Raw genomic sequence first — 20173 nt, 5'->3', positions numbered from 1 at the left:
GTGAAAAAAATGAACGCGATGCTTTGCGGCATGCTGATGGCGACAACCGCCCATGCCCAAGGCGTTTCGGCGCCGGTTGAACCGGGGGTCTGGATGAAGGGTGATCTCCACCTCCATTCCCGCCACAGCCGCGATACGACCAACAATTCGGTGGGCAAAATCATCCGATTTGCGGAAGGTGAAGGCTTCGACTTCCTTGGCATTACCGATCACGACAATCACGTCGATGGCGATACCCAGCATCACACCTGGGCCGATCCTGAATGGCGCTCGGATCGTATCGTGCTGCTTTATGCTGCGGAATGGACGACGGATCGCGGGCACGTCAATATCTTCTCATCCCATCCCTACGACCAAAAAATGTTGCGTGCGATGAGCGATGCCCGCGACGTAAAACTGATCCCGCTGCGCAAGGCGATGGGCGTGCATATGTCGGGCAACCATCCCACGAATAAGGATCACTTTGGCTTCTCCTTTGACATGGTGGATTCCATCGAGGTCTGGAACAGCTCGAACTGGGCCAAGAACCCGCCCGCGCTGCTGGTCTGGGATGATATGCTCAAATCCGGGCGGATGCTGGCCGGACGCGGGGGCAGCGATTCCCACCACGGTTGGCCCGACAAGCCCGAGGACCGCAGCGCGATGAGCGGTGAACGGATGGTCAATTATGTGGGCACGCCGACCACCTGGGTTTATGCGGCCAAACGCGATCGGCAAGGGGTGGTGGATGCGTTGACCCAGGGCCATACCTCGATCAGCGCAAATCCACATGATCCCCGCGTTGAATTCTATGCCGATCTGGACAGCGACGAAAAAATCGATGGCATGATGGGGGATAATCTTCGCGCCAATGGAAAGCCGGTTACATTCCGAATCCGCCTTTCCAATGCGACCATCCCTTGGGCGCAATATCAGGTGCGTGTGGTGCGCGATGGTGAAACATTCGCCACCGTCCCGGTCAATGCCAAGGATGCCGAGGCCACGTTCACTGATACGCCCCCGTTAGGCAAACGCAGCTATTACCGATTGGAAGTGACCGGGCCGCAGGCTGACTATGCAGCCGTGCCCATGTCGGCGGGGATGACCGGCACGATGGTGGCTTTGTCGAACCCCATCTATTTCAATTTCGATCCTAATTTCTGATGCAGCATTGGGGCCGGCTGGGTATCAGCTGGCCCCAATGAAATATTACGGTGCCGTCGTGAAAATCAGGCGGTCCAATGCGATACCGCCGCTGCGCGCTGTTACGGCAATGCGGTGCCGGCCGGATGCCAATTGGCCGGGAACCGGAACTTTGATCAGGTTGCTCAAAACGCCTTCGACCCATGCCGCATTGCCGACCTGACGCGGTACGGTCAGGGCAATAGGCGCCCCGCCATCAATACTGACTTCGATCTTGAGCGCGCGATCATCGCCATCGGGGAACATGGGCAGGATGCCAAGCGATATGCCTGATTGGCCCGGTGCCAGCGTAACATTGGCCGACCAAGGCGCGCCTTGTGCATCGGAGATCATCACACCGTTGCCGCGTCCCATGCCCTCGACTTTGCGCCAGCCTTTGGCGGGGATGCTTTCTGCTTCCAGCACCGGCATTTCTGGCAATTGGGTTGCATCGACCCGGGCGAAAAACCGGTCTGGCGCGCTGCGCAGGGAGGCTGCCGGGGTGACAATCGGGCGCGGGCGATAGATGCGCCATTGCGGATCGGCGGGTTCGGCGGGCATGATGTTGCGCCATTTCCCGCCCGCGACGGCATTGTTATAGCGCGCCGTAATGGCCGCAATTTCATCCTCGGCCCATGCGATGGCGCCGCCTGCGGAATAGGCTTCGGCGGCGATGACCTCGATCATTTCGTCGTAATATTCGGCGGCGAAATAGCGGATATTGGCCGCCGACGCCGCCCGGATCGGAAATTCGACCAGTTCGAACCATGCATCCTGCCGGTCGGCGGGAACTTGGGTGGCCAAGGATTGTGCCTGTGCCGCCAAAGCGCGCCAGCGACGCAGGCGATCATGCGCCTCGGCCAAGGTGAAGTCGGAGAGGTGTCGATCTTCCGCCTTGGCCGGCCATTCGAGATGTTCGGGGCGGCGGGCAAAGTTGAGGAGGAAATATTCATCCATCATCGCCGCGGCCTTCGCGCCCAGTTCCGGCCCGAAAGCGTCGCCCAGCCAGCCCTTCAGGTACTCCTTCTGGCTCTCGCCACGATGCTTTTCGACATCCCAAGCCATGTCGAGGAAATGGGTCGTGCCGATTTCGGCAGGCTTGATATCGCCGACATTGACGATCCAGATATTGCGCGAACCTTTGTCATAGGCGCGGACCATTTCTTCACGCACCAGCGCGGGCGGGGTGGTCGAAAGCCAGAGATAGGCAAGCGGATAGCCCAGATAGGAGAGGTGATAATAGACGCCTGCGCCGCCTGAACGCGATGCTTCGGCCTTGCTGGGGAATTGGCGGATATAGCCAAAATTGTCGTCGGGCCAGACGATCGAGACATTCTCCGGCACCTTCAGCCCGGAGCGGTAGATTTCCAGCACTTCCTTATAGGGCACGAAGATCTGTCCGGCCTTTTCCGCCCCGCCCGCGACATGTTTGTCCAGCAAGGCGCGCTGATCCTTGATGACCTTGTCCAGCAGGGCAACCTTTTCGGCCATCGTGCTGGTGCCCACCATGCCGGTATCGTGCAGGCCCCGCATGCCGATGGTCCACAGGTTCTCATAGGCCGCGTTCTTTTGGACCCGCTCCTCCCAATAGAGGCGGATCTTTTCCGGGTTTGCGGCATAGTTGAAGGCGTCGGGCGCGTCTTTCCATTCGCCCACATTGTTGCGCAGCATCACCTCGGAATGCGAAGAACCCATGATGATGCCGTAGTCGTCCGCCAGTTTGGCATTGGCGGGATCGGAATTGAACGCCGCCGTGGTCTTGTGCATCGCGGGCCAGAGGGTGTTGGCTTTCAGCCGCAGCATCAGTTCAAAGATGCGGGCATAGGTTTTGGGGCCAATATCCTTGCGTTCCGGGTCAAAGTTCTGCGCGGCCCATGGGAACAGGCCCCAATCCTCGTCATTCACGAAGATGCCGCGATAGCGCACCGAAGGCGGGCCAAAGTGATGCAATCCGGACGCGGCATAGAGCGTATCGTGATGGCGCGGCGCCAGATCGGCCCACCAGTTCCACGGATTGACCCCCATCGCGCGCGAAACTTCATAGGCGCCAAAGGCCGTTCCGCGACGGTCGCTGCCCACGACCACCAGTGCGTGATCGACGCCGGGCAGGGGATGTTCCACCGTCAGGATCAGGAAGCTTTCCCACTTGCCCACCAGTGCTTGCGCCTTAATGGTGCCCTTCTTGACCATGGCGTCGATCATCGGGCTTTGCCCCAGCGTGCCGATAATGATGGCCTGCGCCGATGCGGTCGCCTGATCGAGAAGGCGCGGGGTCTGTCCGGTCACGCGTTCCAGATCCTTGGCCAGATCCTGCGCGGCGTGGCGGACCGCCATGGCTTCGCCCGGCGAAACGATAATGGGCGCGGCATGGGTTTTATCGGCCAGCGCGAAGCCGCCCTTGACCGGGGCAAAGCGGATGATCGCATCATCCCCCGCTTGGGCGTGGCTCGAAAGGCTGGTCGCGCACAGGGCGGCGGCCAGCATGGCATTCTTTGCAAATTTCATCATTCTCTCCCGTGCCCCAAGGGGCTTATCGGTACATTCATGCTTTCAGGATCAGGCCCTTGCGGTCCATCCACCAACCCACGGCCCAGCACAGCATCGTATATGCCAGCGCACAGAGCAGCGATCCGAATGCCCCCGGCGCGACCGCCTGAAACAGATGGATGCCGACCCAGTCGTAAACCCCGTCCTCGCCCACCGGCACCATGTTCAGCACTGTCACGAACATTTCGGAAAACAGATAGATCGCCAGTGGATTGCGCCCCAGAATGGTGAAGAAGCGGACCCCGCCCTGTTTCCCCCGCAATTCGATGATCCAGATGGTCCAGCCCAGCAGCAGCAGATCCAGCCCGGTGGTCAGCAGGACAAAGGGGCTGGTCCACAGTTTCTTGGCGATGGGGAACAAAGGCTCCCACGCATGAGCCGCCGCGATGCAGGCAAGGCCCGCCACCAGCATCACCCGCAAAGCGTCACGCAGATCGCCTCTACGCTGGATCAGCAAACCGGCCAGATAACCGGCCAGCACATTGACCACGGCGGGCAGGGTGCCAAGGAAACCTTCAGGATCGAAACCGCCGTCTTTCTTGTAGAGATGTCCCGGCGACAGCAGCCACATGTCGAACCGCGTGCCCGCATTGCCCATCTTGCCAAAGGCATCGCCCGGAACGCCAAATTGCAGCATGATGGCCCAATAGCCCAGCAGCAATGCCGCGCAGGCGCCCAATACTACCCGCCAATCCAGCCAACGTACCATGACGCCCGCCAGCACATAGCACAGCGCTAGTCGTTGCAGCACGCCCGGCACGCGGGTCTGGGCAAAGGGGATGAATTCCCATCCTGCGTTCGTGTGGCGGATAAAGGGGAACCAGTACATCAGGAAGCCCAGCGCAAAGATGATCGCCCCGCGTCGCAGCAAGCGGGCCAGATAGGGCCCGGCGGGCAGGGGCCTGCGCATGGCAAAGCTCATCGCATTGCCCATGGCGAACAGGAATGTGGGAAACACAAGATCCGCCAGCGTGAAGCCAATCCATTTGGTATGGATCAACTGATCATAGGCCCGTGCGCCCGGTCCTGCGGTGTTGACCAGAATCATCAGGAACATCGTCGCACCGCGAAACACGTCGAGCGAGACGAAACGCTGGGGTTTGCTGGCGGCCAGTTCACTCACGGCAGTTCTTTCAACAATTGCGCGGCGGCGCGCACCGGATCGGCGGGGGCGGCATGGGCATAAGATTGGCCATTGGCCACCCACTTTTCCTCCCACACCCGAATGCGGGCGATAGAGGCGGCTTCGTCCAAAGGCTTGTGCGTCAGAGCTGCGGCGCGCGCATCATCCAGCATCATTTGCCAGCGCGGCAGATAGTAATCGGCATAAAGCCCCGACCATGCCCGCGAGGCATAATCGGACAGATGGCCCGTCCCGCCCCAGATGGTGACGATGGCCTTGGCCTGCGTTGCGAATTCCTCCTTTTCACGCGGCGTATCGCCATAGGCGCGGGCGTCCCGTACCCAAGAAGCCAGCGTTTCCTGTTGATTGGCGGCCAATGTGTCGATCTTGCGGGCAAGGCTTTCAACCTGCGCGCGGGCCTTGTCGCCCCTCGCCACATCGCCTGCCTTGTAGGCGGCCAGCGCGGCCTTAAGCCGATCGTCCAGCATCATGCTGGCATAATGGCGGGTAAGATCGACGATGTCCTTGGCGAACAAGGCCGAAGGGCGCGCAGGCGCGGCGTCCAGCATCGCTTCGATCCCCCGGCGCAGTGCCGCAGGATCACCGGGGGCGGCGGGATAATCCGCGCCGCTCATGCTGGGGCGCTTAAAGAAGAGATAGGCGCCGGCCATCTGGTTCCACCAGCGCGGGGTCCAATAGCGGGTTTGATAGGCCCCGCCGATGGCCGTTTGCCATGCCGAAACCAGCGCGCGCGAGGTGGTGCCATAGCGGGCGGTGGTGTAATTCATCAGCCATTCGCCCAAATCGCGCTTTGGCCCCCATGCCAGATCATAGGCATAGGCATAGACGATGCTGTTCGAATGCAGACCTTCGGGGAACATGCCGAAACCGGCCATTTGACCCTTGCCCGCATTGTTCAGCGCGGCGGCGATGTCCGATTTGTAAAAGCCCAGATCGCCATAGGCCGGGTTGCTGCCACCGTAATTATGGACATAGCCGTAAACCCATTGCTTGCCGTAAAAGGCCTGCGTCTGCTGCCAGATGCCGGGATAACGGTCATTGCCGATGTCAAGCACCAGCATCTTGTCATCGGGCACCTTGGACAGGAACGCTCGGACCGCGTCCGGGGTCCAGAACGCCTTGTCCGCACCGAACAGCCAGCCCTGCATCACCCAAGTGGCGTGCGGCGCGGCGGCGGTGATGGAATGATAGAGCTTCTCGCCATAGGCGGCCAGACGCGCATCGCGCACGGCAGGCGGCAGGGCGGCGACTTTTTCGGCCTGCGTGTTGGCGGCGGCGGTGTTGGCGATGGCATCGCCATATTGCGCGTTGGTGGCGTCTGATCCGTCCTCGGCAATCGGGGGGACCATTTCGTTGAACGCATCGGCAAGGTAATAATCACCCGCGCCGTAGGTGGCGTTGTAGATCTCGATGAAACGCTTGGCCAGACGCGCAAAAAGCGGATCGGACGGGTCGAGCCAATAGGTCGGCGGGAAACCTTCCCAACTGCGCATTTTATAAATGCGCGCCTTGGGGTGTGCTTTGGCGAAACCTTCGGGCACATAGCCGGCAAAAGCGGGCAGCACCGGCTTCATGCCAAGGCTGCGCATCCGTTTCAGGATCTGGACCTGCAACTGATGCTTCTTCTCGATCCATCCGGGTGAGAGCGGGGCGCGATAGCCCGCAATATTGCCCATCCGCTGCCACGGCAGGAATGGCGCGGCGGACAGGCTTTGCCCGATGGCGGCCTCGTCCATGCCTTCCTCGCGCCAGAGCGCGCGCCAGACATATTCCTGCCCTTCCATGGCCAGCGGCGTGTCGATGCCATGGGCCGCCATCCAATCGATCTCGCTGCTCCAACGGGTCCAGTTCCACCAAGGGGTGGTGTAGCCATAGGTGCAGGTGTTGAGATAGGCGCGCAGGTCAAAGGGCGACGACACCTCGCCGCTGTCAAAATTGTCGGTGCGGGAAAGGGGCGCTGCGCGGCGGCCTTCCCAGCTTAAATGCAGCTTACCCTTGGCCTCCAACGCCTGGGCCACGCCATGCACCAGCGCGACCGAGGAGGAACCGCTGGCCATGATCGCGCCGTTGCGAATGCGTACCCGATAGGTGGGATGCGCGGCAGGGCGGATGTTCAGGTCAACCTTTGCCGCTTTGACCCCCAAACGCGCGATGGCCGCACGCGCTGCGGCAATATCGGGCGTATCGGCCGCTTGCGCCGCGCCGCCCAGCATCAGGGCAAGAGCAAGGCTGGTCAGACGCGCGGGGGATTTGGGGCTGAGCATGGGTCCAGTTTTCTTCCGTGCAGACAGGCAGGTCAATCAGGCAAAACGAGGCGTAAAAACAAAAAATCCGGCAAGGGTCTGGCAAGGCGGGGTTTGTGCCCCGCCCCGCCATTCCCTTGCCGGACAGTCAGGGTAGGTTCTTAGAACTTGTACGAAGCCGAGGCATAGAAGCTGCGGCCATAGAAGCTGGATTCCTGCCACACGGAGGTGCCGGTGTAGGTTGCCTTTTCACGGCTGTTGTTCAGGTTGATCACGCCAGCGGTAAAGCTGAGGTGCGCGTCCGGCGTGTAACCGGCGCTCAGGTCAACCTGGGTGCGTGCCTTGACGGTGTGACCTTCGCGGGCAAAGAAGCTGTCCGCATTGTTCTGGTCATAACCGCTGCGATAGTTGACCGATGCGCGCAACGAGAAGTAGCGGTTTTCCCAGTAAGGCGTCACGTTCCACGTCACCTTCGACAGGTTGCGGATGGTGTAGCCCGTGCCCACGGCCAGCTTTTGCGGGATCACGCGGGTATAGTTGGCGATCAGGCCGAAACCCTTGACCGGCAGCATCTTGTCGAACGAATGGTTGAGGCTGATTTCATAGCCCTTGACCTTGATCGTGCTGGGATCGTTCAACGACTGGGTGATGTCATAGGCATTGCCCGCGCCATCAACGCAGTCACCCGAAGAATTGGTCGAAAGCGACGTGCCATTGTACGACGACGGGCAGATCAGCGACGAATAGGTGCCGTTCTTGATCCACTTGTAGAAGCCGTTGATGGCAATCGCGCTGGAGCGTTCATAATACCATTCGACGCCCACATCGACCTGATTGGCGGTCAAAGCCTTCAGACCGGCCTGACCCAGATCGACCGTGTAGGTCGGCACGCCGCCGGGGCGCGAGAACGACTGCGTCTGGGCCATCGAGGTGTTGCTGTCCATGATCGGACGGACCAGCACCTTGGCCGCAGCCAGACGGACCTGAACCGCCTTGGCCGGTTCCAGAACAAGGTTCATGCTGGGCAGCAGGTTCCCGTATTTCTGGTTCAGGTTGTAGTTGCCGATCTTGTTCTGAACTTCGGTATAGCCATCGGTACGCGGAGCGGTGACATTGCCCTGCACCTTTTGCGTCGTGTATTCATAACGCAGCCCGACATTGCCGCGCAGGGGCATGCCCGCGATTTCGGTGTCGATCGTGGCCTGGCCATAGACCGAAGGCATATAGCGATCGACGTGATACGAGGCTTCGGGCGCAAAGATTTCGGGCACCACGATACCGGCTGCGGCCAGCGCCTTGTCATAGGCGGCCAGATCCGGGCCAACCCAGGCGTTGGGGATGCCCGAAGCATTGTTCAGGAAACCGCTGACCGGATAGTTGTTGGTGGCCATGGCCGGGAAGATCGTGCTGGACGCGGCGGGCTGGGCCGAACCCAGCGCGATCAGGTCGTGGCGCGAAACAAAGCGGTTGAAGGTTTCGTGGCGGAACTTGACGCCCGCGGCCAGCTTGCTGAACGGACCAAAGTGGACTTCTTTATACAGGTCGGCCTGGCTCGACCATTCGGTCGTGCGCATGTTGCGCGTGGCGCCATTGGGATATTCGTTGCGGGTAAGCGAGCCGCGCGCATAGGTTGCGGTCGAATTCAGGTCCGACGTGGTGTTGAACTTGATCGATTCCGGGTTCGAAATGTCCAGCGTGGCGCTGGCGATATTGATGCCCAGAATGGCGGCCGCTTCGCGCTGATACGAGGTGCCCTTGGAATAATTGGCAATCGCGCGCCCGCTCCAGCCATTGTCGCCCGTCCACTTGGCCGACAGCGTGTAAAGCTGGGTCGTCAGGTTGCGGTCTTCGTGCTGACGGTTGTTTTCCATGGTGAAATTGGTGGCCGTCACATTGGTGGCCGCACCATTGGCATAGGAATTGACCGTGATGACGGAGCCCTTGGTGGGGTCATCGGCAAACAGGAAAACCTGCTGGTTTACGTCATAGGTGGTCTTGTCCTTGGCATAGATCGCGTTGAAGCCGACTTCGATGCGATCCGAAGGGCGCCATTGCAGACCGCCGCTGGCCATCAGGCGTTCGGTTTCGCGGTCGATGCGGCGATAGCGCGGGCGGCGCGGGGTCAGGATGTTGGTATCGGTCCCAACGGTCTTGCGCGTCCAGCGGTCCATCCACATATAGTCGGCGCGGTCGTTCAGCTTCTGATAGCCAAGGTTGACATAGACGCCCAGCGTGCCGTCAAGGAACTGGTCGATATAGCTGACGCCGACCTTGGGCGTGATCTTGCCGCCCGCATATTGCGAATTCTGCGCCTTGGCCGAAACGACCAGCTGGCGCTTGCGATAATCCAGCGGCTTGGTGGTTTCGATGTTCACCGTGCCCGACAGGCCGCCTGCATCCATGTCGGCGGTGGGCGACTTGATGACCTGAATGGCGCTGGCCAGTTCGGTCTGGATGATGTCAAAGCGGAAGCCGTCGGTGAAGTCGGCGCTCTTGATGGTCTGACCATTGATGGTGGTCATCGCATATTGGGGGCCAAGGCCGCGAATGCTGATCGTTGCGCCGCGACCGTTGATGTTCGACATCTGGACGCCGGAAATGCGCTGAATCGATTCGGTGATGTTTTCGGCCGGGAACTTGCCGATGTCTTCGGACGAAATGCCGTCCGAAACGCGCGTGTCCTTGCGCTTGGCGTCCAGCGCCGACTTGAGGCTGGCGCGGAAGCCGGTGACGACAATGCCGTCCGAAGCGTCGGCCTGCGCCGCAGGAGCGGCGGTTTGGGCGTGGGCAACGCCGGCAACCATCAGCGCGGAAACACCACAAGTGGAAAGCATGGCCATCTTGGCAACACGTGAAAGCGGCGAAACAAGCGAAACACGCGAGATCGTCATAAAACCCCCTCAAAAAATTGAGCTAAACCCTCTGAACCCCCGGGGGTGGCACATATCTGTGCCGGATCTGCCCCGTTCTGCGCTCAGAAATCTGCTGGATGGCGCGACGTGTCAAGTCATTTTGATGACACATTTGCTCATTTTGGTATTGCCACATGTCTGTACGCTGGCCTGACAATCCGGGTGGGATGGGCCTTTTGATGCGAATCAAGGCCGTATAGCCCAAGCTTTCTCGCGATTTAGGGTAAATTGCGTGCCGTCCAACGCTCAATTCCGGGAGCGGGTTGGTAAGGGTTTTGTACGCCAAAATGCGAATACGAATGAAAGCTGTTGCAATGGTGTCACGCTTAAAATAATACCAATTAAATATCACTTGCCGACATCTGCGGCACGACAGCCCCTCCCTTGTCGGGATGGGCGCAAGGCAGGAACCAATTCGTGACACCTTCGCTTGATGACCGCGCGTCTGAAGATAATCGGCGCAATATCACCTCTACCCTGATGTATGCCGAGGCCGCCGAGGCGGGCGAGTCGGTGGCCCGGTTCATGGCGCGCAATAAGGGTGAACTGGCCCGCCTTGCGGCCCATTTGGCGCAATGCCCGCCTGCTTTCGTGGTGACCTGTGCGCGCGGTTCGTCGGATCATGCGGCGACCTTTGCCAAATACATGATCGAAACCCGGCTTGGCCTGCCGACATCGTCGGCGGCCTTCTCGACGGTGTCGGTCTATGACGCGCCGGTGGTCCATGCGGCCAAGGGCGGCGTATTGTGCCTGGCCATCTCGCAATCGGGCCGCAGTCCGGACATGCTGGCGACGGTTGAACGTCAGCAGGCTTCGGGCGCCACTGTCGTCGCGCTGGTCAATGATGAGGCATCGCCTCTGGCCCAGATGGCCGATTTCACCCTGCCGCTGCATGCCGGGGTGGAGCGTTCGGTGGCGGCCACCAAGTCCTATATCACCTCGCTGGCCGGGATTGCCGCATTGGTGGCGGCATGGTCGGGTGATGAAGCGCTGACCCGTGATGTGGAGGCTCTGCCTGCCTTGCTGGATCGGGCCTTTGTTCTGGACTGGACGCCGTTGATCGGCGGTCTGGTCGATGCCAGCAATCTGTTCATCCTTGGCCGCGGTTATGGCCTTGCCATTGCGCAGGAAGCCGCGCTCAAGCTCAAGGAAACCTCAGGCCTGCATGGCGAGGCATTCTCCGCCGCCGAAGTGCGCCACGGACCGATGGCCGTCGTGCGCGAGGGCTTCCCGGTTCTGGCCTTTGCGGGTGAGGATGCGACGGGCGACGATGTGCGCAAGATCGCGGGCGAATTTGCCCAGCGCGGCGCGCGTGTTTGGCTGGCCGATGTGCGCGACAATGCGCCCGAAGGCGTGGTCCATTTGCCTGCCCTGACGGCCCGTGATGAACTGGCCCCGCTTTTGATGATTGCCAGCTTCTATCGCATGGCTAACACTTTGTCGCAGGCGCGCGGGCATGATCCCGATCAACCTCCCTATCTCGCCAAGGTGACACGCACGCGATGACCACTGTTGATGCCCTGAACGGTCAGGCCCTTATCGCGGGTGAATGGCGCAATTCGGCCCGGTTGACGATTGAGGATGGCCGGATTTCCGCCATCGGACAGGCCGGGGAAGGCCCGGTTGACTCGGTTATCGATCTTGCCGGTGGTTATCTGCTGCCCGGCTTTGTCGATACACAGGTCAATGGCGGCGGCGGCGTGCTGTTCAATGATTGCACCACCGCCGATGGCGTGGCGGCCATTGCCGCGGCCCATGCGCGCTTTGGCACGACGGCCATGATGCCAACCTTGATCAGCGATTCGGTTGATGTTGTCGCTGCCGCTCTTGATGCGGTGGACGACGCCATTGAACAGGGCGTGCCCGGCATTGTCGGCGTTCATATCGAAGGCCCCTTTATCAACCCGGCGCGCAAGGGCATCCACAGCGAGGAGCGTCTTTGCGTTCTCGACGATGCGGCCATGGCTTTGCTCACCCGCCCTCGCAAGGGTGTGGTGATGCTCACGCTGGCTCCAGAACTGGCGGCGCCGGAACAGATCGTGGCGCTGGCCCGCGCGGGCGTGGTCATCAGCGCAGGTCACACCGATGCCACCTATGAGGAAGCCGTCGCCGGTTTCGAACATGGCGTGCGCGGCGTGACGCATCTGTATAATGCAATGACGCCTCTGATGCATCGCGCGCCCGGCATGGTCGGCGCGGCGTTTGATCGGGATGATGTCTATTGCGGCCTGATCGTGGATGGCGTCCATGTCGCCAATGCGGCGGTTCGTCTGGCCTGCCGGGTCAAGGGCGCCGAGCGTCTGATGCTGGTGACCGACGCCATGCCCGGTGTGGGCAATGGCGGTCAGCCGTTCATGCTGGATGGTCGTCCGATCTATGTGCGTGATGGCATGTGTACCGATGCCGCCGGAACGCTGGCAGGGTCAGGGCTGGATATGGCAACGGCTGTGCGCAACACATTGACCATGACGGGTTTGCCGATGGAAAAGATCTCGCAAATGGCCTCGGCCACGCCTGCGGCTTTCCTTGGGCTTGAAGGCCGGATTGGGCAGATTGCGCCGGGCATGACGGCGGATTTTGTCGCGCTGGACGCGGATCTGATCGTGACGCAGACTTGGATTGGCGGCGCCTGCCGTTTTGCGGGTTAAAGAGGCGGTGATGGATAAGGCTTTCGACCTGCTCGCCCCGATGGATGGCTGGATCAGCCCGCTGGGCGATGTTCCCGATGATGCCTTTGCCAGCGGCCTTCTGGGGCCGGGTTTGGCGATTGATCCGGTGTCCGACACGGTCCACGCGCCCGCCGATGCAGAGGTGCTGGCGGTTCACGCCGCAGGCCATGCGGTGACGCTGCGTTTGGCGCCGGGGCTCGATCTTCTGCTGCACTTCGGGCTGGAAACGGTCCGCCTCGGCGGCGCGGGCTTCACGCCTCTGGTCAAGGTTGGAGAGCAGGTCAAGGCGGGGCAAGCCTTGCTGCGCGTCGATGTCGCCTCGGTCGTTGCGCGGGCCAAAAGCCTTGTGATGCCGATCATCCTGATCGAGGCCGAAGGCTGGCAATGGCAGCCCTTGATTGAACAGGGCATGGTGGCCAAGGGCCGTATTTTGGGCCGCATCATTGGCCATGCGCAATCCGGCGCGGATCAGGTGATGGCGGGGGAACAGATCGAACGCAGCCTCCGCGTACCCTTGGCTCACGGCCTGCACGCCCGCCCAAGTGCGCGGCTTGCCGAATGCGCGCGCGGGTTTGCGGCCAAAGTGACCGTGGAGAAGTCAGGCGCAACGGCTGCGATCACCAGCCCCAGCGCCATGCTGCGTCTGGGCGTTGGCCACGGCGATTCCATCCGTCTGGTCGCACAGGGCGATGAAGCGGGCGAAGCGCTCGACGCAATTTGCGCGCTGATCGAAAGCGGGATGGGCGAATTTCTTGCCCTGTCGCAGGATGTTGTGATTGAAGCGCCCGTTTTTGCCGTTCAGGCTCCGCAGGCCGGGGACCGCATCACGGGCGTTACCGCCGCAACCGGCATGGCCGTGGGCACCGCATGGCGCCCGCGTCGCGCCGAACCGGAATTGGCTACCGTCTCACAAGGGGCGTTGGCGGAAAAATCGCTGCTCAATGACGCACTGACGTTGCTGCGCGCGCAATTGAGCGCGCAATCCATGAGCGGCACTGCCCAGCAAAAAGCGATCCTTGGCGCGCATCTTGCCCTGCTGGATGATGAAGAACTGATCGAGACCGCACGCGGCGCTATCGACGCCGGGGCGACGGCGGCGCAAGGCTGGCGCAAGACCCTTTGGGCGCAGGCCGAGGCCTTGCGCCAATTGCCCGATCCGCGCTTTGCCGAAAGGGCGGGCGATCTCATGGATCTGGAACTGCGCCTGCAATGGCAATTGGTGGGCGGCGAACCCGAAGCACCTTTGCCGCCGCATGGCGCGATCCTGATCGCCGAAGATCTGATGCCCAGCGAAGTGGCGGCGCTCGACCTGTCCCGCGTGGTCGGCTTGGCCACGGCGCGGGGTGGGCCGACGTCGCATGTCGCCATTATTGCATCGAGCCGGGGCCTGCCCGCCTTGGTGGCCTTGGGCGAAGGTTTGTTGTTGATCGACGAAGGCACGCCCTTGGTGTTGGACGCTGATGGCGGCGCGGTTGAAGTTGCGCCAGAGGCCAATCGATTGGTGACGGTGCGCAACATGATCGAGGCGCGCGCCACCCGACGCGCCGCGGCCATGGCCAGCGCGCATGAGGAAGGCCGCACCGCCGACGGCACCAGAATCGAGATCTTTGCCAATCTGGGCAAATTGTCCGAAGCCGCCCCGGCTGTCCTTGGCGGGGCCGAGGGTTGCGGCCTGTTGCGGACCGAATTCCTGTTCCTTGACCGCCAAAGCGCGCCGGACGAGGACGAACAAACCGCGCAATATGCCGGGATCGCCGATGCCCTTGATGGACGTCCGCTGATCATCCGCCTGCTCGATATTGGCGGGGACAAGCCTGCGCCCTATCTGCCCATTGCGCCCGAAGAAAATCCGGCGATGGGATTGCGCGGGTTGCGTGTTGGTCTGGCCCGTCCGGATGTCCTGCGGACGCAAGTGCGCGCCATCTTGCGCGCCAGCGTCGGGCGCAAGATCAAGATCATGGCCCCCATGGTGGCCCGTGTGGATGAATTGCGCGCCCTGCAAAAAGTGGCCGCCGAAGAAGCGGCGAATTTGGGCGTCGCGTTGCCGGACATTGGCGTGATGGTTGAAACGCCCGCGGCGGCGGTGATGGCCGATGCGCTGGCGGCGGAATGTGCGTTCCTGTCGATCGGCACGAATGACCTGACGCAATATACGCTGGCGATGGATCGCGGAAATCCGGCGGTTGCGGCGGGGCTGGACGGGTTGGACCCTTCGGTCCTGCGCCTGATCGGTCAGACCTGTCAGGGCGGCGCGCGTCATGGCAGATGGGTGGGTGTTTGCGGCGGTCTGGCCTCTGATCCTTTGGCGGTGCCGATCCTGATCGGTCTGGGCGTGGGCGAATTGTCCGCCGCGCCCGCCATGGTGGCGGAAATCAAGGCGCTGGTCCGCAGTTTGAACATCGCGGAGTGCCGCCAATTGGCCCAGCGTGTTCTGGAGGTTGCCGGCCCGGCGCAGGTGCGGGCCTTGGCGGCTGAATTTATTGGGGGGATTGCGCTGTGACGGCTTCATTCCACGTCTTTGCGCAAGGGTTGCAACGTTTGGGCCGCGCCCTGATGTTGCCGATTGCGGTATTGCCGGTGGCGGCATTGTTGCTCCGCCTTGGCCAACCCGATCTGTTGGGCCTGCCTTTCGTCAGCGCGGCGGGTGAGGCGATGTTTGCCAATCTGGGCCTGTTGTTTGCCATTGGTGTGGCGACCGGCTTTGCCCGTGATGGCAATGGTGCGGCGCCTTTGGCGGGCGTCGTCTGTTTTCTGGTCGCCTCCGAAGGGGCAAAGGCTTTGCTCAAGGTGCCCGCCGATGTAGTGGTGGGGGTTGCCGAAACCGCGCGCGGCGCCGTCGAAGGTGCGTGGCGTCAGGGCCAGATCGGCCGCGTCGCGGTGCCTTTGGGCATTATTTCGGGCATGGTCGGCGGGCTTGGTTACAACCGCTTCTCCGGCTTTCGACCGCCAGATTTTCTGGCCTTTTTCGGCGGCAAGCGTTTTGTGCCGATCATTGCGGGGGCCTGCGGCGTCGTGCTGGCGGCCATGGTCGGGTTCAGCCATGATGCCATCAATGCGGGCGTCGATGGAGCCTCGCGCGCGGCCTTGGGCAGCGGTGAGATTGGCCTGTTTGCCTATGGCTTGCTCAACCGCCTGCTGTTGGTGACGGGCTTGCATCATATCCTCAACAATATCGCGTGGTTTGTACTGGGCGATTATCATGGGGTGACGGGCGATCTGCGTCGCTTCTTTGCGGGCGATCCGGGCGCGGGCGCGTTCATGAGTGGCTTTTTCCCGGTGATGATGTTCGGCCTGCCTGCGGCCTGCCTTGCCATGTATCGCAGCGCGCGGCCGGAAAAGCGGCGCGAAACGGGCGGTATGCTGGCCAGCCTTGCGGCGACTTCATTCCTGACGGGCGTGACCGAACCCATTGAATTCAGCTTCATGTTTTTGGCGCCTGCGCTCTTTGCCCTGCATGCGGTTTTGACCGGGGCGGCCATGGCCTTGATGTCTGTGCTAGGCGTGCATCTGGGTTTTGGCTTTTCGGCCGGTCTGTTCGACTTTGTGCTGAACTTTTCCAAGGCGACCCGGCCCTTGGTCTTGATCCCGGTCGGTTTGGCCTATTTCGCGATCTATTACGCGGTGTTCCGCTTTGCCATCGTCAAGTTCGACCTGAAAACGCCGGGGCGTGAAGATGACAGCGCCGCTGTTGCCGATGTCTCGACCGAAATGGGACGCGGGGCGGCCTTTGTCTCGGCGCTGGGCGGCGCGGGCAATCTGGTGGAGGTCGGCGCCTGCACCACGCGCCTGCGCCTGGTCGTCTCCAATCAGGAGGCGGTCGATGAAGCCGCGCTCAAGGCATTGGGTGCGCGCGGTCTGATCCGTCCTTCGGCGCAGGGGCTTCAGGTCATCCTTGGCCCGCAGGCCGACAGTGTCGCCAGCGAAATTCAGGCGGCCATCGCGGGCGGCATCACGGTGGCCCCTGCTCCGGCACAACCGGCGGCGGACAAGGCCGAAGTCGGGCTGACTGATCTCTCCATCACCGCCTTGCCATCGGGTGTTCAGGCCGCGCTTGGTCCTGTTACCTTTGTGCGCGCTGGTCGCAGCCGTCTGGTTGTGGAATGCGTCGCTGCGCCCGATATGGCGGCGCTTGAACAATTTGGCCTGCGCGGGGGCGGCCAGTTCGCAGGGCAGTGGCATCTGCTTTTCCCCGCCGACACCATATCCGCCTGGACATCATAAGACATATCGACAGGCGTTTGCAGGAGGGGGCTTGGCAAGGCACATTAAAGCCTTGCCGAGCCCCATTCCATTTTGGATAAGACCGAAAGCAGACCACACCCGCCCCGGCATGTGGGCAAAGGAGTATTATGGCCTTTATCGATCAGGTAGGCACGTTGGATGACGATGAGGCCGGTCCGCGCTACCTGCGTCTGCAAAAACTGTTGCGCAACGCCATCGACAATCGCCGCCTGCCGGTGGGCAGCGCCTTGCCCAGCGAGCGGGAATTGGGCGAGGTCTATGCCCTGTCGCGCGTCACGATCCGCAAGGCAATCGACAAGCTGGTCGATGAAGGTTTGCTGGAACGGCGCAAGGGGGCGGGAACCTTCGTCGGCGGCGCGGCGCCTGCGTCATCGGGCCGCGTGGAAAAGAGTATTTCCAAGCTCTCCTCCTTTTCGGAAGACATGCTTTCGCGCGGGCGCAAGCCGTCCAGCCGGTGGCTGGATCGCAGTGAAGGTGCGGTTACGCCTGATGAGGCGCTCTCTCTGGGCCTTTCGCCCGGATCGCCGGTCTATCGGTTCCAACGTATCCGCTATGCCGATGGTGAAACCATGGCGTTGGAGCATGTGGCGGTTCCGGCATGGGGTCTGCCTTCGGCCGATGCGGTTGAGGAATCGCTCTATGATGCGCTGGACTTGCGTGGATTGCGTCCGGTACGCGTGTTGCAACGTGTGCGCGCCATTGGCTTCAGCGAGGAACATGCGGCGCTTTTGGGCGTCGAAAAGGGGGATCCCTGCCTGTTCATCGACCGCCGCGCTTTCCTGCCGGATGGGCGAGTGATCGAGGTGGCGCAATGCTATTATCGCGGCGATGCCTATGATCTGGTTGCGGAATTGAGCCAGTCGTGAGGGCTGGTACCGGCTTTCAAACCATAAATTGAGAATAATTCGCAAAAACTTGAGTTAAGCGGCTTGTCGCTGCTTGACCGTTCACGTCTTCACGCCTTAAACGATATTGCGAATCAATCGCAGTTTAAGGGGCCGTGTCATTTCCTTTCATTCGTCACCTATCCGCCATTTCCGGCGGTATCCGGTTGCGGGTTTCCTGCTCGCCGCAACCTGCCTTTCTTCGCCAGCCTCCGCGCAGGACGGCGATCCGCTCGTCACGCTTAACCCGATGAACGCGATCACCGTGACGGCGACCCGCCGTCCGACCACCATCGGTGAAGTGCCCGCCACCGTCTCGGTCATCACCGACCGCCAAATCGCCGACCAAATGGCCGCCGACATCAAGGACCTGATCCGTTTTGAGCCGGGCGTATCGGTCCATCGCGCACCCGCCCGCTTTGGCGCCGCCAGCGGCACGACGGGGCGCGATGGCAACGCCGGTTTCAACATTCGCGGACTGGAAGGCAATCGGGTGCTGGTTCAGGTGGACGGTGTTCGCGTTCCTGATGGTTTTGAATTTGGCGCGCAATCTGCGGGGCGAGGAGACTATGTGGACCTCGGCCTGGTCAAATCGGTCGAAATTCTACGCGGTCCCGCCTCGGCGCTCTATGGCAGCGATGGCCTGGCCGGCGCCGTCAGCTTCATCACCAGCGACCCGGAAGACTTCCTGAAAAATGGACGCAAGGTCGCCGGGCTTGGCCGCGTCGCCTATGATTCCGCGGACGACAAGGCGACCGAAACCGGCATCCTTGCGGGCAAATCCGGGGCGTGGTCCGCGCTGATCGCCTATACCCGGCGCGACGGGCATGAACAGGAAACCAAGGGCAGCAATAATGCCGCCAATTCCACCCGCACCGCCGCCAATCCGCAGGACACGCAATCCAACGCGGTGCTGGCCAAACTGGTATGGGCGCCGTCCGCGGCGCATCGCCTGCGCCTGACGCTGGATCATCTGGACAATCACACTTACACAAATGGGCTGTCCGGCGTCGCGCCGACCGCCTCCGCCTCAACCAGTGTGATCGGCCTGAGCGGGCGTGACACGATCCGGCGAGATCGCGTCAGCCTTGATTGGCGATGGCAGGGGGCGGGCGCGATCGAGATGGCGCAGATCACGGGCTGGTATCAAAAAGCCGACAATCGCCAATATTCCGCCGAGGATCGCAATGCGGCGGCGGACCGCACACGCCTGAACACTTTTGCCAATCGGGTGATCGGCCTGTCGGCGGAACTGCACTCCAACCTGAACACAGGCCCGCTGACCCATGCCTTCGTCTATGGCGCCGACGCCAGCTTTACCCGTCAGCAGGGGGTGCGTGATGGGACCGTTCCGCCCACGAATGAGACATTTCCCACCCGCGCCTTTCCGCCCACCGATTTTACGCTGGCCGGCTTTTATCTGGGCGACGAGATCGGCGTGGGGGGCAAGGTGTTAACGCTTTATCCTGTCCTGCGTTTCGACCATTATCGGCTCAGCCCCAAGGGCGATGGGCTGACCTCGAATTTCACCGGGCAGGGGCAGAGTGGATCGCGCGTTTCGCCCAAGATCGGGGCGCGGGTCAAACTGGGTCTGGTCAGTGTTTTCGGCAATTATGCCCAAGGGTTCAAGGCACCCGCCCCGACACAGGTCAACCAGTTCTTCGAGAACCTTGCCTTTGGCTATACCTCGGTGCCCAACCCGAACCTGAAACCGGAAACCAGCGAGACCTTCGAGGGCGGGATCCGTATTGCCCAAGGCGGCATCAGCGCAGGCATCACCGGCTTTACGGGCCGATATCGCGATTTCATCAGCCAGCAGGTGGTGAGCGGCGCCTTCACCCCCAGCAATCCGGCGGTCTATCAATTCATCAACCTCAACCGCGTGCGTATTTCGGGCGCGGAGGGCCAGGTGGCGCTGCGCGCGCGCAACGGCATTTCCGGGCGCTTGGCGATTTCCTATGCCACAGGCACTGTCACCGGCACCGATGGCGCGCGGACCCCGCTTTCCACCATCGACCCGCTCAAGCTGATTATGGGACTGGGCTATGACGCGCCGGGCGGGCGTATCGGCGGACAGATCATCATGACCCATTCGGCGCAAAAGGAAATGTCGGCCACCAATGCCGCCGATTGCAGCAACAGCCTGTGCTATCGCCCCGGCGCTTTCACGATCCTCGACGCCACCGCCTATGTCCGCCTTGGACAGGCGCTGACGCTGCGGGCGGGCGTGTTCAATCTGACCAACGCCAAATACGCATGGTGGAGCGATGTGCGTGGTCTGTCGGCCAGTTCGACCGTCACCGATGCCTATACCCAGCCGGGGCGCAATGCCTCCGTCTCGCTGACCGCCCGTTTCTGAACTTTAAGGATA

Annotated in this window: 11 protein-coding genes; 7 read left to right on the top strand and 4 right to left on the bottom strand. The window is 61.7% G+C overall.

Annotated features, from left to right (window positions below; all coding sequences use genetic code 11):
- Positions 1–9: 9 nt before the first annotated feature.
- Positions 10–1143, top strand: coding sequence for a CehA/McbA family metallohydrolase (locus ACZ9HU_RS03215; RefSeq protein WP_476102411.1), 1134 nt, complete (start codon positions 10–12; stop codon positions 1141–1143).
- A 45-nt stretch (positions 1144–1188) separates the two neighbouring features.
- Here the strand turns inward: ACZ9HU_RS03215 and ACZ9HU_RS03210 are convergent, their stop codons facing one another.
- The 4 genes from ACZ9HU_RS03210 to ACZ9HU_RS03195 form a co-directional block, all read right to left on the bottom strand.
- Positions 1189–3669: a glycosyl hydrolase 115 family protein gene (locus ACZ9HU_RS03210; RefSeq protein ID WP_476102240.1), complete on the bottom strand. Its 2481-nt coding sequence runs from the start codon at positions 3667–3669 to the stop codon at positions 1189–1191.
- A 34-nt stretch (positions 3670–3703) separates the two neighbouring features.
- Positions 3704–4831: an acyltransferase family protein gene (locus tag ACZ9HU_RS03205; protein WP_476102238.1), complete on the bottom strand. Its 1128-nt coding sequence runs from the start codon at positions 4829–4831 to the stop codon at positions 3704–3706.
- Positions 4828–7116: an alpha-N-acetylglucosaminidase gene (locus tag ACZ9HU_RS03200; protein ID WP_476102236.1), complete on the bottom strand. Its 2289-nt coding sequence runs from the start codon at positions 7114–7116 to the stop codon at positions 4828–4830. Before ACZ9HU_RS03200 ends, ACZ9HU_RS03205 begins: the two co-directional genes overlap by 4 nt.
- A 140-nt stretch (positions 7117–7256) precedes the next feature.
- Entirely contained in the window at positions 7257–9986 is a 2730-nt protein-coding gene (locus ACZ9HU_RS03195; protein ID WP_476102234.1) for a TonB-dependent receptor, read from the bottom strand.
- A 501-nt stretch (positions 9987–10487) separates the two neighbouring features.
- Between ACZ9HU_RS03195 and ACZ9HU_RS03190 the strand changes: the two genes are divergently transcribed.
- The 6 genes from ACZ9HU_RS03190 (at position 10488) to ACZ9HU_RS03165 (ending at position 20161) form a co-directional block, all read left to right on the top strand.
- Positions 10488–11513 (top strand): SIS domain-containing protein, encoded by a 1026-nt coding sequence (locus ACZ9HU_RS03190; protein WP_476102409.1) that lies wholly within the window; start codon positions 10488–10490, stop codon positions 11511–11513.
- Positions 11510–12655, top strand: coding sequence for an N-acetylglucosamine-6-phosphate deacetylase (gene nagA / locus ACZ9HU_RS03185; protein WP_476102232.1), 1146 nt, complete (start codon positions 11510–11512; stop codon positions 12653–12655). Before ACZ9HU_RS03190 ends, nagA begins: the two co-directional genes overlap by 4 nt.
- Before the next feature lie 10 nt (positions 12656–12665).
- Positions 12666–15176: a phosphoenolpyruvate--protein phosphotransferase gene (ptsP, locus tag ACZ9HU_RS03180; RefSeq protein WP_476102230.1), complete on the top strand. Its 2511-nt coding sequence runs from the start codon at positions 12666–12668 to the stop codon at positions 15174–15176.
- On the top strand, positions 15173–16897 hold the full coding sequence (gene nagE, locus ACZ9HU_RS03175; RefSeq protein WP_476102228.1) for an N-acetylglucosamine-specific PTS transporter subunit IIBC: 1725 nt from the start codon (positions 15173–15175) through the stop codon (positions 16895–16897). Before ptsP ends, nagE begins: the two co-directional genes overlap by 4 nt.
- Before the next feature lie 128 nt (positions 16898–17025).
- Entirely contained in the window at positions 17026–17784 is a 759-nt protein-coding gene (locus tag ACZ9HU_RS03170; protein WP_476102226.1) for a GntR family transcriptional regulator, read from the top strand.
- A gap of 268 nt (positions 17785–18052) precedes the next feature.
- Positions 18053–20161 carry a TonB-dependent hemoglobin/transferrin/lactoferrin family receptor gene (locus ACZ9HU_RS03165; protein WP_476102224.1) on the top strand — a complete coding sequence of 703 codons (2109 nt, stop codon included), beginning with the start codon at positions 18053–18055 and terminating at the stop codon, positions 20159–20161.
- The last annotated feature ends 12 nt before the right edge of the window (positions 20162–20173 follow it).

It is taken from the genome of Novosphingobium sp. Sphag1I (genome assembly GCF_056279125.1).
The sequence above is the reverse complement of the archived record's forward strand: the minus strand, read 5'-3'. Positions and strand labels throughout refer to the sequence as shown.

Excerpts from the sequence above, each read along its gene's own strand:
- ACZ9HU_RS03170 (WP_476102226.1), top strand. The coding sequence starts at position 17,026 with ATGGCCTTTATCGATCAGGTAGGCACGTTGGATGACGATGAGGCCGGT.
- ACZ9HU_RS03195 (WP_476102234.1), bottom strand. The coding sequence starts at position 9,986 with ATGACGATCTCGCGTGTTTCGCTTGTTTCGCCGCTTTCACGTGTTGCC.
- ACZ9HU_RS03190 (WP_476102409.1), top strand. The coding sequence starts at position 10,488 with ATGTATGCCGAGGCCGCCGAGGCGGGCGAGTCGGTGGCCCGGTTCATG.
- ACZ9HU_RS03210 (WP_476102240.1), bottom strand. The coding sequence starts at position 3,669 with ATGATGAAATTTGCAAAGAATGCCATGCTGGCCGCCGCCCTGTGCGCG.
- ptsP (WP_476102230.1), top strand. The coding sequence starts at position 12,666 with ATGGATAAGGCTTTCGACCTGCTCGCCCCGATGGATGGCTGGATCAGC.
- ACZ9HU_RS03165 (WP_476102224.1), top strand. The coding sequence starts at position 18,053 with ATGAACGCGATCACCGTGACGGCGACCCGCCGTCCGACCACCATCGGT.
- ACZ9HU_RS03200 (WP_476102236.1), bottom strand. The coding sequence starts at position 7,116 with ATGCTCAGCCCCAAATCCCCCGCGCGTCTGACCAGCCTTGCTCTTGCC.
- ACZ9HU_RS03215 (WP_476102411.1), top strand. The coding sequence starts at position 10 with ATGAACGCGATGCTTTGCGGCATGCTGATGGCGACAACCGCCCATGCC.
- nagA (WP_476102232.1), top strand. The coding sequence starts at position 11,510 with ATGACCACTGTTGATGCCCTGAACGGTCAGGCCCTTATCGCGGGTGAA.